The organism is Streptomyces sp. NPDC087906, assembly GCF_055584925.1.
On sequence record NZ_JBVJLC010000009.1, the window covers coordinates 104,518 to 117,538 of the forward strand.

At 69.6% G+C, this 13,021-nt stretch carries 9 protein-coding genes; 3 read left to right on the forward strand and 6 right to left on the reverse strand.

Translation table 11 applies throughout. The features are described from left to right. Positions 1-3,366: a discoidin domain-containing protein gene (locus tag ACZ63I_RS24975; RefSeq protein WP_469341368.1), complete on the forward strand. Its 3,366-nt coding sequence runs from the start codon at positions 1-3 to the stop codon at positions 3,364-3,366. Here the strand turns inward: ACZ63I_RS24975 and ACZ63I_RS24980 are convergent. The 6 genes from ACZ63I_RS24980 to ACZ63I_RS25005 all read right to left on the reverse strand — a co-directional run bounded on the left by ACZ63I_RS24980 (position 3,357) and on the right by ACZ63I_RS25005 (position 10,681). Continuing rightward, positions 3,357-4,535, reverse strand: coding sequence for an aldose epimerase family protein (locus ACZ63I_RS24980; protein WP_469341225.1), 1,179 nt, complete (start codon positions 4,533-4,535; stop codon positions 3,357-3,359). The two genes, ACZ63I_RS24975 and ACZ63I_RS24980, sit on opposite strands and share 10 nt — an antisense overlap. Positions 4,536-4,664: 129 nt before the next feature. Beyond that, complete coding sequence (locus tag ACZ63I_RS24985; RefSeq protein WP_469341226.1) at positions 4,665-5,714, reverse strand: LacI family DNA-binding transcriptional regulator; 1,050 nt, start codon at positions 5,712-5,714, stop codon at positions 4,665-4,667. A 96-nt stretch (positions 5,715-5,810) separates the two neighbouring features. After that, positions 5,811-6,812, reverse strand: a complete 1,002-nt coding sequence (locus ACZ63I_RS24990) for an ABC transporter permease (protein WP_469341227.1) — start codon at positions 6,810-6,812, stop codon at positions 5,811-5,813. Further along, complete coding sequence (locus ACZ63I_RS24995) at positions 6,809-7,777, reverse strand: ABC transporter permease (RefSeq protein WP_469341228.1); 969 nt, start codon at positions 7,775-7,777, stop codon at positions 6,809-6,811. Before ACZ63I_RS24995 ends, ACZ63I_RS24990 begins: the two co-directional genes overlap by 4 nt. Continuing rightward, complete coding sequence (locus tag ACZ63I_RS25000) at positions 7,774-9,471, reverse strand: sugar ABC transporter ATP-binding protein (RefSeq protein ID WP_469341229.1); 1,698 nt, start codon at positions 9,469-9,471, stop codon at positions 7,774-7,776. Before ACZ63I_RS25000 ends, ACZ63I_RS24995 begins: the two co-directional genes overlap by 4 nt. A gap of 76 nt (positions 9,472-9,547) precedes the next feature. Then, a complete protein-coding gene (locus tag ACZ63I_RS25005) occupies positions 9,548-10,681 on the reverse strand; it encodes an ABC transporter substrate-binding protein (RefSeq protein WP_469341230.1) in 1,134 nt (377 codons plus the stop codon). A 418-nt stretch (positions 10,682-11,099) separates the two neighbouring features. On the opposite strand from ACZ63I_RS25005, the gene ACZ63I_RS25010 reads away from it, so the two are divergent. After that, complete coding sequence (locus ACZ63I_RS25010; RefSeq protein WP_469341231.1) at positions 11,100-12,044, forward strand: aldo/keto reductase; 945 nt, start codon at positions 11,100-11,102, stop codon at positions 12,042-12,044. Between the two features lie 78 nt (positions 12,045-12,122). After that, entirely contained in the window at positions 12,123-12,545 is a 423-nt protein-coding gene (locus ACZ63I_RS25015; protein WP_469341232.1) for a hypothetical protein, read from the forward strand. Positions 12,546-13,021 lie beyond the last annotated feature (476 nt).

The following is a 13,021-nucleotide window of genomic DNA, read 5'->3' on the forward strand; positions in this document are numbered from 1 at the left end:
ATGCTGCTGCCCGCAACCAGCGCCCAGGCGGCGGCGGTTCCGCTGTCCCAGGGCAAGACCGCGACCGCGTCCAGCGTCGAGAACGGCGGTACGCCTGCCGCCAACGCCTTCGACGGCGACGCCAACACCCGCTGGTCCAGCGCGAACAGCGATCCCCAGTGGATCCAGGTCGACCTCGGTTCGGCGCAGCCCGTCAGCCAGGTCGTGCTGAAGTGGGAGTCGGCGTACGGCAAGGCGTACCAGATCCAGCTTTCGACGGACGGTTCGAACTGGACGACGGCGTACTCGACCACCACGGGCGCCGGTGGTACGGAGACGCTGAACGTGTCCGGCACGGCGCGTTACGTGCGGTTGAACGGTACGGCCCGCGCGACCGGATACGGCTACTCCCTCTGGGAGTTCCAGGTGTTCGGCGGCTCGGGCGGCACCGGCGGCACCTGCGGCACCACCAACGTGGCCAAGGGCCACAGCGCCACCGCCTCCAGCATCGAGGGCGCGGGTACGCCCGCATCGGGTGCCTTCGACGGGGACGCCACCAACACCCGCTGGTCCAGCGTGAACAGCGATCCCCAGTGGATCCAGGTCGACCTCGGTTCGGCGCAGCCCGTCTGCCAGGTGGTCCTGACCTGGGAGTCGGCGTACGGCAAGGCGTACCAGATCCAGCTTTCGACGGACGGTTCGAACTGGACGACGGCGTACTCGACCACCACGGGCGCCGGTGGTACGGAGACGCTGAACGTGTCCGGCACTGCGCGCTACGTGCGGCTGTACGGTACGGCCCGCGCGACCGGATACGGCTACTCCCTCTGGGAGTTCCAGGTCCGCACCACCGGTGCCGGACCCACCGACCCGCCCACCGACCCCCCGACGGATCCGCCCACCGACCCGCCGGGCAACTGGTCCACGGTGTGGAACGACGACTTCACCGGCGCGGCGGGCAGCGGCCCCTCCAACGACTGGAAGGTGGTCACCGGCACCTCGTACCCGGGCGGCGCGGCGAACTGGGGCACCGGCGAGGTGGAGACCGCGACCAATGCCCCCGCCAACGTCTCCCTCGACGGCAACGGCCATCTCAACCTCACCGCCGTGAAGAACGGCACCAGTTGGACATCGGGCCGGATCGAGTCGCAGAGCACCGAGTACGCGGCCCCGGCCGGCGGCCAGTTGCAGGTCTCGGCGACCGTCAAGCAGCCCAACCCGGCCAACGGGCTCGGCTATTGGCCGTCCTTCCGCATGATGGGCGCCGCCTACCGGGGTGACACCGCGTCCTGGCCGAAGAGCGGCGAGATCGACATCCTGGAGAACGTCAACGCCCGCAACCAGCTCTCCGCCACCCTGCACTGCGGCACGGCACCCGGCGGCAACTGCAACGAGTACAACGGCATGACCAGCGGACTGGCCTCCTGCACCGGCTGCCAGACCGGTTACCACACCTACTCCACGATCATCGACCGCACGGTGTCCGACGAGCAGATCCGCTGGTATCTCGACGGCCGGCAGATCTGGCAGGTCAACGAGTCGCAGGTCGGCGTCTCCACCTGGGACGCGGCCATACACCACGGCTTCCTGCTGACGTTCAACCTCGGCATCGGCGGCTCGTACCCGGACGCCACCTGCGGCTGCACCACGCCGAGCGCGGCGACCAGTTCGGGCGGCGCGCTGAGCATCGACAAGGTCACCGTCTCCAAGACCACGGGCAACGCGCCCGCGCCGCTGACCGACCCGGCCGTGCCCACCGGCGGCTCCACCGTCAAGGTGACCGGCAGCCAGGGCAATTGGGCGCTGACCGTCAACGGCCAGCCGTACCAGGTGAAGGGCATCACCTGGGGCCCGGCCAACAACACGGCCGAAGCCCACATCCGCGAGCTGAAGTCCATGGGCGTCAACACCCTGCGTACCTGGGGCACCGACGCCGGTTCCAAACCGCTGCTGGACACGGCAGCCGCGCACGGTCTCAAGGTGGTCAACGGCTTCTGGCTCAACCAGGGCGCCGACTACGTCAAGGACACGGCGTACATGGACAGCACCCTTGACCAGATCAAACAGTGGGTGACCACCTACAAGAACCACCCCGGCGTACTGATGTGGGACGTCGGCAACGAGGTCATCCTCACCACCCAGGACCACACGTACGACGGCTCGACCGTCGAGCAGGAGCGGGTCGCCTACGCCAAGTACGTGGAGCGGGTCACACAGGCGATCCACGCCATCGACCCCAACCACCCGGTCACCTCGACCGACGCCTGGACGGGCGCCTGGCCGTACTACAAGACGTACACCCCCAGCCTGGACCTGCTCGCCGTGAACTCCTACGGCTCGCTCTGCACCGTCAAGGGCGACTGGACCAGCGGCGGTTACAACAAGCCCTACATCATCACCGAGGCCGGCGAGCCCGGTGAGTGGGAGGTGCCGGACGACGCCAACGGGGTGCCGACCGAGCCCTCCGACATCCAGAAGCGCGACGCCTACCTGACCAACTGGGGCTGCATCACCGGGCACGCCGGGGTCGCGCTCGGCGCCACCGTCTTCCACTACGGCACCGAGAACGACTTCGGCGGTGTCTGGTACAACACCGTCCCGGCCGGCTGGAAGCGGCTCAGCTTCTACTCGGTCGCCAAGGACTACGGCGGCAGCGCCGCGGCGGCCGGTGCCAACACCCCGCCGGTGATCAGCGACATGTCACTCAGCAACACCAAGACGGTCCCGGCGGGCGGTACGTTCGACATCACCGCCAAGGCCACCGATCCCAACGGCGACCTGGTCCGCTACCAGCTCCTCTACTGCGGCAAGTACGTCAACAACGGAACCGGCTTCAGCCAGGTCGACTTCAAGGAGACAGCCGACGGCAAGTTCACCGTGACGGCGCCCAAGACCCTGGGCGTGTGGAAGGTCTACGTCTACGCCTACGACGGCCACGGCAACGTCGGCATCGAGACCAAGTCCTTCAACGTGGTGGCGCCGCCGGTCAGCGGCACCAACGTCGCCCTCGGCAAACCCACCACGGCGTCCACCTTCCAGGCCGACGGCGACGGCGCTCCGTACCCCGCGTCCAACGCCACCGACGGCAAGTGGACCACCCGTTGGGCCAGTGCCTGGGCGGATCCGCAGTGGGTGCGGGTCGACCTCGGCGCTGTGACGGCGATCAAACACATCCAACTGGGCTGGGAGGGCGCCTACGGCAAGGCGTACCAGATCCAGACCTCGAACGACGGTGACAACTGGACCACCGTCTACTCCACCACCACGGGCACGGGCGGCGTCGATGACTTCGGCGTCACCGGCAGCGGCCGGTACGTACGGATCAACATCACGCAGCGCGGCACCGCGTACGGCGACTCGCTGTACGAGTTCGGGGTCTACTCCTGACCGGTGTGGTGAGCGGCTTGATCCGCGCCGGCCACTGAAGGGAAGCGGAATTCGGTCCGGCTCGTGTACCTGGCATCGGGGCGCAGCACCGTTGTCGGGTACGCGGGCCGGTTCGGCGAGTCGGGAAAGTGCTGGGTCTCCAGACACACCGCGCCGTGCCGTTCGTACGGTTTCGCGGCGGCGTTACCGCCGTGCGGACCGTCGAGTGAACCGGCGAGCGAACCGGCGAGTGAACCGTCCAGCTCGTTGCCGGTGTACACCTGGATACCGGGCTCGGTGGTCCACACCTCCAGCCGCCGTCCGCTCTCCGGATGGGCGAGCCGCGCCGCGCGCCGCAGTGCGCCGGGGACGGCCGGCGGGGTGAGGATCCAGCAGTGGTCATAGCCGCCGGCGTCGCGCAACTGCGCGTCGTCGGCGGCTATGTCGTCGCCGATCGCATGCGGCTCGGCGAAGTCGAAAGGAGTGCCGGACGTCGCGACGGCCGGTCCGAGCGGAACACCGCTGGCGGTGACCGGGAGATAGTGGTCGGCGTCCAGGGCGAGGGTGTGGCCGAGGACGGTACCGATGCCGGCGCCCGCGAGATTGAAGTAGGCGTGATTGGTGAGGGAGACGACCGTCGGCAGTCCGGTACGTGCCGTGTAGTCGACGGCGAGCGTGCCCGCACTGTCCAGCGTGTACGTGACGGTGACGTCCAGCGCGCCGGGAAAGCCCATGTCGCCGTCGGGGCTGTGCAGGCTCAACTCCAGCGCCACGGACGGGAGATCGGACCCGGAGGCGGCAGCGGGTCCGGTGCTGCCCGGCCGTGCCGTCCACACCCGCCGGTCGAAGCCGTCCGTACCGCCGTGCAGGGCGTGGCCGCGGTCGTTGACGGGGATCTGGTGCGCACGGCCGTCGAGCGTGAACCGCCCGCTGTCGATGCGGTTGGCGTACCGGCCGATCAGGGCGCCGAAGTACGGGCTGCGGGCCGCGTATTCGCTCACCGACGGCAGGTTGAGCACCACGCACGCGGCGACGCCCGAGCTGTCCGGCACCCACAACTGGTGCAGGATCCCGCCGTACGTCAGCACCTCGGCGCGCACACCGCCGCCGGAGTCCAGCGTCCACCGGTCGACGGCCGCGCCGGACGGCGCCGTACCGAAGGGAGCACTGGCCAGGGAGGGACGGGACATGGGGGTCCTTCGGAGGGTGCGGGCACGGGAGTGCGACCGGGGGAGGGGCGTGGGGTGTGGGGTGTACGGCGACGTGGGGTGTACGGCGACGTGGGGTGTACGGCGACGCGGCGGCGGGGCGCCGTCGTCTCAGCGTCTGCGGACCGTCGTCGACTCGCGCACCACGAGTTCGTAGCCCGGCCGGATACGCCGTGGCGAGGGCGGCTCCTGCCCACCGCCCGCGCCCGACTGGCTGGTTGCGCCCCCACCGATGCGCTCCACCAGGCAGTCGACGGCGAGTTGGGCGATCGTGGACTTGTCGGGAGCGACCGTCGTCAGCGACACAGCGCCGTAGCGGCCCTCCTCGATGTCGTCGAAACCGACCACGGCGATGTCGTCCGGCACCCGCACGCCCCGCTCCGCCAGCACGCGCAGCGCGCCGAGCGCCACCAGGTCGTTGTACGCGAACACCGCGTCCGGCCGCTGCCCGCGGTCCAGCAGCGCGGCCATCGCCGCCGCGCCGTCCCGCCGGTCGTAGCCGCCGGTGACCACCACCATGGACTGCTCGGGGGTCCCCCCGGAGGCGGTGATCTCCTCGCGCCAGCCCTGCAACCGCAGATGCGCCGGCTGCCGGGCGCTCTCCTGCTGGGCGCCGAGGAACGCGATACGCCGGCGGCCCAGGTCGAGCAGATGCCGTACGGCCGCCCTGGCGGCGGCAACGTTGTCGATGGCGATGTGGTCGTACGGCGCGTCGTACTCGCGCTCGCCCAGCAGCACCATCGGCGGCCCCGCGACGCGTGCGAGCAGGTCCTGTGCCTCCAGCCGGATCGGGCTGAGGATGAGCCCGTCGATGACATGGGACCGGAAACCCTGCGAGACCAGCACCTCTTTGTCGCGTCGCCCGGCCGTGTGGTCGAGCAGGACGGTCTGGTCATGGCGCGCCGCGGCGTCGATGACGGCGCCCGCCAACTCGGCGAAGTACGGGTTCGCCAACTCCGGTACGGCCAGGGTGATGATGCCCGTACGGCCCTTGCGCAGATGACGGGCCGTCAAGTTCGGCCGGTAGCCCAGCTCGTCGATCACGCGCTGGACGCGTTCGCGGGTCGCCGGTGTGACATGGGGAAAGTTGTTCACCACGTTCGAGACGGTCTTCACCGACACCCCGGCGCGCAGCGCCACATCCTTCAGGCTGACGCCCACAGGACCCCCACTCTCTCGTCTCGCCCCGTTCGTTCGGCTGGTTCGGCTCGTCGGGCACGCGCTTCCGTATCGTCGCCACGCGCTCCCGCTGGTCCGCTACGCCAGTTGCTGGGTACGGCTGAGCAGCGTCTGCAACAGGACCACCACGGCGAGGAAGCCGCCGTTGACCGCGTCGGTGAAGGCCGAGCCGTACTGCGAGAAGTAGTGGTCGATCAGGTTGTGGATCACCGCGAGCAGCAGCACCCCACTGACCGTTCCCGCCACTGACCCGCTGCCACCGGTGAGCAGTGTGCCGCCGATGACGACGGCCGCGATGGCGGTGAGTTCGTAGCCGATCCCGATGGTGGTGACGCCGGAGCCGAGCCGCGCACTGCCGAGTGCGCCCGCGGCGGCCGCCAGGGTGCCGGACAGCAGATACACCAGCACTTTCGTGCGTACGACAGGCAGCCCCATCAACTCGGCCGCGTTCTCGTTGCCGCCCATGGCCGTCAGCACACCGCCGAAGCGGGTACGGGTCAGCAGCAGCGCGCCGAGGCCGAAGAACACGGCGACGATGATGACCGGCGTCCACACTCCCTGGCCGAGATGGCGGAACGCCGACCCCGCGGGGACGAGGTTGGTGGTGGCGCCTTCGTCGGTGATGGCCTGCAGCAGACCGCGCGCCCCGAGCAGCCCCGCCAACGTGACGATGAAGGGCGCCATCCCCGCGCGGGCGATCAGCAGCCCCTGCACCAGACCCCAGGTCGCGCCGACGGCGAGCGGCAGCACGATCGCGAGCCACGTCCCGCCCGTATGGGCGCCGTACGCGCCGAGGACACCGCCGAGCGCGTACATCGAACCGACGGACAGATCGATGCCGCCGGTGATGATGACGAAGGTCATGCCCAGCGCCAGCAGCCAGATGAAGGCGTTGCTGCCGAGGATGCCACTGATGTTGGACCAGGTGGGGAACGTGTCGGAGGTGGCCGAGGCGATGACGACGACCAGTACGAGCACGGCGAGCGCGCCGCGCCGCTGCACCTGGGACGCCAGCCGCTCGCGCAGCGCGGGGGCGGTGGCGGCGGCCGGGGCCGCGGGACTGAGAGCGGTGGTGCTCATCGGGTACCTCGCTCCTGGGAGGCGTACACGGCGAAGCAGATGATGACCGCCTCGACGATCTGGGTGTAGGACGTGTGCACGTTGTGCTGGGTCAGGACGGCCGTGATGAGCTGCATGAACAGCGCGCCGGCGACCGTGCCGAGCACGCGTACCCGGCCGCCGGAGAGCGCCGTGCCACCGACGACGACCGCGGTGATCGCGTTCAGCTCCATGTTGAGCCCCTGGTTCGCGGGGTCGGCCTCGGCGCCGTGACCGACGATCATCACACCCGCGAGGGCCGACAGCACACCGGAGATCACATACACACTGATCAGGACGCGGCGCACCGGCAGCCCCGACAACCCACTGGCCTGCCGGTTGTCGCCGATGGCGACGAGCTGGCGGCCGAAGGTCGTACGGCGGACCACGAGGCCGGTGAGCAGGGCGCAGCCGCCGGCGATCCAGGCCATCACGGGAATGCCGAGGACGTTGTCCGAGCCGAGCGTCAACAGGCCGGGCTGGACTACGGACTTGGCGGAGTTGCCGTTGACGATCTCGGCGAGTCCGCGCACCCCGATCATCAGGGAGAGGGTGGCGACGATCGGCTGGATACGGGCGACGGCCACCATCGCACCGCTCACGGCCCCGGATGCGGCGCCGAGGAGCAGGGCGACCAGCAGGACCATCGGCAGGCCGTACCCCACGTACAGGGGGACGACGGAGGCGGCGAGCGCGATGGTGGCACCGACGGAGAGGTCGATGCCCTCGGTGCCGATGACCAGCGCCATGCCGAGGGCCACCAGCAGGGTGGGGGCCACTTGGAAGAGCTGGATGCGGACGTTGGAGACGGACAGGAAGGAGGTGTCGAGCCCGACGGCCACGATGAAGAGGACGGCCAGGGCGGCGTAGACGCCGTACTGCTGGAGCAGCCGCAGGAGCCGGGCGCGGTCGAGGGAGGGGCGGTCCGCCCAGGTGGTGGAGGTCATCGGCGCTCCTCGTTGGGGGCGGGGGCGGGTTCGGCGGCGGAGGTGGGTTCGGGGGCGGAGGTGGGTTCGGGGCTGGGTTCGGATGCGTCGTGCGGTGCTTGAGCGGTGTCGGTCCCGGTCCCGGTGTCGGTCCCGGTCTCCGATTCGCCTTCGGTTTCGCCCGGTGTGGCCAGCGCCGTCAACAGGGCTTCCTCCGTGACGTCCTGGCCCTCCAGATGGCCGACGACACCGCCGTCCTTGAGGACCACGACCCGGTCCGATCCCTCGACCAGTTCCTCCAGTTCGGAGGAGATGAGCAGCACCCCGAGCCCGTCGCCCGCCAGTTCGTCGATCAGGGCCTGAACCTCGGCCTTGGCACCCACGTCGATGCCGCGCGTCGGTTCGTCCAGCAGCAGCACCTTGGGGTTGAGGCAGAGCCAGCGGGCCAGCAGCACCTTCTGCTGGTTGCCGCCGGACAGATCGCTGACCCGCTGGTCGGGCCCGGTCGCCTTGATCCGCAGCCGGTCCATGAAGAAGCGCACGATCTCGTCCTGCTTGGCCTGCGAGACCACCCCCGCCCTGGAGAGCGTCGGCAGGGCGGCGAGCGAGATGTTCTCCCGTACGGACAGGCTGGGGATGATGCCCTCGACCTTGCGGTCCTCCGGCAGCATCACCACACCCGCCTTGATGGCGGCCGCCGGTGTGCGGCGGTGCAGGATCTTGCCCGCGATCTCGACCGAGCCGCCGTCCGTGGGCAGCGCCCCGACGATGGCCTTCGCCGTCTCGCTGCGCCCCGCGCCGAGCAGACCGCCGAGCCCGACCACCTCGCCGGGGTGGATGTCGAGGGACACGCCGTGCAACCGGTGGCGGGCCGTCAGATCCGTTACGCGGAGGGCCGGTTGGCCGTCCTTGCGGTCGTGGCGGTCGGCGTCGAACGCGGTGGCGCCCTTGTCACGTACGGCCGACATCTCGCGGCCGAGCATCAGCGAGATGAGCTTGAGCCGCTCCAGGCCCGCCATCTCGCCGGTGTGTACGATCGCGCCGTCCCGCATGACGGTGACGCGGTCGCATATCTCGTACAGCTCGTCCAGCCGGTGGCTGACGTAGACCACGGCGATGCCCTGGTCCCTCAGCCCCCGGATCACGGAGAAGAGGGTGTCGACCTCGCGGGGTTCCAGGGACGAGGTCGGCTCGTCCATGATCACCACGCGCGCGTCGATCTGCACGGCGCGCGCGAGGGCCACCATCTGCTGGGCGCCGAGGCCCAGGGTGCGCAGCGGGCGGGTGACGTCCACGTGCACGCCGTACCGTGCCAGCACCTCGGTGGCCTGGCGGTTCATCCGCCGGACGTCGATCAGGCCGAACCGGCGCGGCTCGCGGCCCAGATGGAGATTGCGGGCCACCGACATCAGCGGGACGAGATTGACCTCCTGGTAGATGGTCGAGATCCCGGCCGCCTGGGCTTCCAGCGGGTTGCGGAAGTCCCTGTCCTGCCCGGCGAACCGCACCCGCCCCTCGTCCGGGTGGTACACACCGGTCATCACCTTGATCAGGGTCGACTTCCCCGCGCCGTTCTCCCCGATGAGCGCGTGCACTTCGCCGGCCCGCAGGCCGAAGTCCACGTCACGCAGGGCGTGTACACCGGCGAAGCTCTTGTTGACCCCGGTGACTTCGAGGACGTGCCCACTCCGGGGGTCGGGGTCCTGCTGGACCACGGTCTTCCTCCTTGCTGCCGTTGCCGGTTCTGCCGCTGCCGGTTGTTCTGCCACTGCCGTGACGGGGAGTCCGCGATCAGTACACAAGGCCCTTGGCGAGGGCGTCCTTGGCGTTGTCGCTGGTGAAGTGGCCGTCCTTGATGATGACGTTGGGCTGGACGCCGTCCGTGCCGTAGAAGTCCTGGAGCGCCTTGAAGGCCAGCGGTCCGAACCGGGGGTTGGTCTCGATGTCCGCGACGACCAGGCCCGACGCGACGTTCTGCACGACCTGCTGGATACCGTCGATCGAGACGAGCTTGATGTCCTTGCCCGGGGTCTTGCCCGCGGACTTGATCGCCTGGAGCGCGCCGAGCGCCATCTCGTCGTTCTCGGTGTAGACCGCGTTGATGTCGGGGTGCGCCTGGAGGAGCTGCTCCATGACCTTCTGCCCGTCCGTCTGGGCGAAGTTGGCGGTCTGCGAGGCGACGATCTTCACATTCGGGTACTTCTCCTTGACCCGGTCCTGGAAGCCCTTGGTCCGGTCGGTGGAGACGTTGTTGCCGGGGGTCCCCGTCAGGATGGCGACCTGCGCCTTGCTGCCGGTCGCCGTCGCGAGGTCGTCGGCGGCGATCTGGGCCTGGCCGTAGAAGTCCGAGCCGATGAAGGCGATGAAGTCGCCGCAGGCCTTGCCGCCGACGGTGCGGTCGATGGTGAGCACCGGGATCTTCTTGGCCTTCGCCTGGGCGAGGGCGGGGCCGAGCCCGTCGGAGTTCTCCGGCGCCACGATGAGGGCCTTCGCGCCCTGCGCGATCATGTCCTCGATCTGCGAATTCTGCGCGTTCACATCGGCGTTGGCGTTGCGCTGGATGAGCTTGACGCCCAGCCGCTTGGCCTCGTTCTCGATGCTCTTGGTCTCGGTGGCGCGGAACGGGTTGCTGGTCGACTCGGACTGCGAGAACCCGACCACCGTCTTGCCGTCGGTGATGTCCAGCTTCGGCGCACCGCCGCCGTACGACTGGTACGTGCAGCCGGGGCCCGCGGCGGACGCGGAGGGCGAGGCGACCTGCTGCGCCGCGGCGGTGTTGTCGGCCGCGGGCGAGGAGCTGTCCGAATCGTCCGACGAGGAACCGGAGTTGGTGCACGCGGTGGCGGCCAGGCACAGGCCGGCGGCGAGCACAGCGGCGGAGTACGACTTGGCCCGGTTGGACTTGGCCCGGATGGAGGTGTTCATGCGCCGATCACATCCTCATTGATGCCGAAGGGGCGGGTTGGGGGGAGGCGTTGGGGGAGCGCGTTGGGGGGAGGCGGACCGGGCCGGGACGGGTGCGGCCCGGACGGTCATTCCAACGTTGTACAGGACCATGGAGCATGGCGGTCAGCACTGTCAAGAGTCCGGACTTCATGCCTTTCGGCGGCTCGTCAACTCGCCCTCGAACGGAGGGATATGGGGGGTTTGGTGCCGTTGTTCGTGTCATTACAACGTTGTTATGGTGGGGCGGCTTGTCTTCGTGTGGACTTCAACTCCTAGCGTTTGCGGCATGGAATCAACAGGAACCGCGGCAGGACCCACAACAGGAACCACAGGAACCACAGGAACCACAGGAGCAGCGGGAGCCGGTGCAAGGACGCTGGGGCGCAGCGGGATCGAGGTGAGTGCCCTTGGGTTCGGCTGCTGGGCGATCGGCGGTGAGTGGAGCGACGGGGAAGGCAACCCGCAGGGCTGGGGCAAGGTCGACGACGACGAGTCCGTCGCCGCGATCCACCGCGCGCTCGACCTCGGGGTCACGTTCTTCGACACGGCCGATGTGTACGGGGCCGGTCACAGCGAACGTGTCCTCGGCAGAGCGCTGAGGGGGCGGCGGGACGAGGTGGTCATCGCCACCAAGTGGGGCAATGTCTTCGACGAGTCGGCCAAGGTCCGTACGGACGCGGATGCGACGCCGGGGTATGTCAGGCGCGCGCTGACCGCGTCGCTGAGCAGGCTCGGCACCGACCATGTCGATCTCTATCAGCTCCACCTGTCGAACGCGCCGCTGGATCAGGCCGCCGAACTGCGCGACACCTGCGAGGAGTTGGTGGCGGAGGGGCTGGTGCGCGCGTACGCGTGGAGCACGGACGACCCGGAGCGCGCGGCGCTGTTCGCGGAGGGGGCGAACTGCGCGGCGGTGCAGCACACCTGCAACGTCCTTGAGGACGCGCCGGAGATGCTCGCGCTCTGCGACCGGCTCGACCTCGCGAGCATCAACCGGGGCCCGCTCGCGATGGGCCTGCTGACCGGCAAGCAGGGCTCCCGCAGCCGGGGCGCCACCGGCGACATCCGCGCCGTGCCGCCGGCCTGGCTGCGCTGGTTCGGCGAGGGCGGCGTACCGGCCCCGGAGTGGGCGGCGCGCGTCGAGGCGGTACGAGACATCCTGACGAGCGACGGCCGCACCCTCACCCAGGGCGCCCTGGCCTGGCTCTGGGCCCGCAGCCCCCACACGATCCCGATCCCGGGCTTCCGCTCGGTGACCCAGGCGGAGGAGAACGCGGGGGCGATGAAGTACGGCCCGCTGAGGCCGGAGCAGTTGACGGAAATCGGCAAGGCGCTGGCGTAGGGGGGTGGCCGGGGGGTGCCCCTATGTCTTTGGTCGAGGTGGACGGGTGCTGGTTCGGGCGTCTGGAACGATGTGCCTGTGCATGCTGATGATCAGGTTGGCGAGGGTGTCTCCGCGGAACTCGCGGCGTTTCTGCGGAATGCTGACGACGTCCGTCCGGTGAAGATCGTTCCTTCGGTCTGCGGGGGGTGTGGTGGGCGCGTCTTCTTCGTGCTCGTTGACGATGTCGAGGGCGCAGCCGAGCGGGTGTGCGCTGGTTGCGGCGACCGTGCGTTCATCGCGGACAGCGAGGAGTTCTGGGAGGACGCGGATCCGGGCGAGGCCGGCTGCCCTTGCGGGAGCGAGGAGTTCGAGACGGCAGTCGCGTTCTCGCTCGGCGACGACGGATTGGTCCGCTGGGTGACGGTTGGGCTGCGGTGCCAGAAGGACGGCGCCGTTGGGGTCTATGCCGACTGGAAGATCGACTACGGCCCCACGGACCACCTCCTGACCATGGTCTAGGTCTGCGGAGCGACGGGCCGAACGGGAGCTTGGGTTCGGTGTTGGTCAGGCGCTTGTCGAAGGCTTTCTTCCCGGCCGGGGTGACCACGGGCGGGTTGGGTTCGTGGTGGCGGGTGCTTGTCCGGGTGCGGGTGCCGCGCGGTGGTTGCGTGGGGGGACTCGGCTGGCTAAGCGTCCGCCCCGGCCGGTGGTCGGTCGGGAGGCATGCCCCCCTGGTCACTCTCGGATGTCGGGTGCGGGTGAGTGCGCATGGGCCGGGGGTTGGGTGGGCCGGGGGGATTAGCCGCCCGTGGGGCCGCCCCCTGGGGTTTGAGTGTCGCGGTTGCGGTCCGGGCGTCAAGGGCGCTCCTTCGTCGCGTCGCTTCGCGATGGGCTGCGCCCACCCTTGACTCCCGGACCTCCACCGCAAGTACCTCTTTTTTGGGGGGGCGGCCGGGGGGACCACGGGCGAGCTGGGCTCGTGGTGGCGGGTGCTT

Bases quoted from the DNA above. Each gene is read 5' to 3' on its own strand.
- ACZ63I_RS24975 (WP_469341368.1), top strand. From the start codon at position 1: ATGCTGCTGCCCGCAACCAGCGCCCAGGCGGCGGCGGTTCCGCTGTCC.
- ACZ63I_RS24980 (WP_469341225.1), bottom strand. From the start codon at position 4,535: ATGTCCCGTCCCTCCCTGGCCAGTGCTCCCTTCGGTACGGCGCCGTCC.
- ACZ63I_RS24990 (WP_469341227.1), bottom strand. From the start codon at position 6,812: ATGAGCACCACCGCTCTCAGTCCCGCGGCCCCGGCCGCCGCCACCGCC.
- ACZ63I_RS24995 (WP_469341228.1), bottom strand. From the start codon at position 7,777: ATGACCTCCACCACCTGGGCGGACCGCCCCTCCCTCGACCGCGCCCGG.
- ACZ63I_RS25005 (WP_469341230.1), bottom strand. From the start codon at position 10,681: ATGAACACCTCCATCCGGGCCAAGTCCAACCGGGCCAAGTCGTACTCC.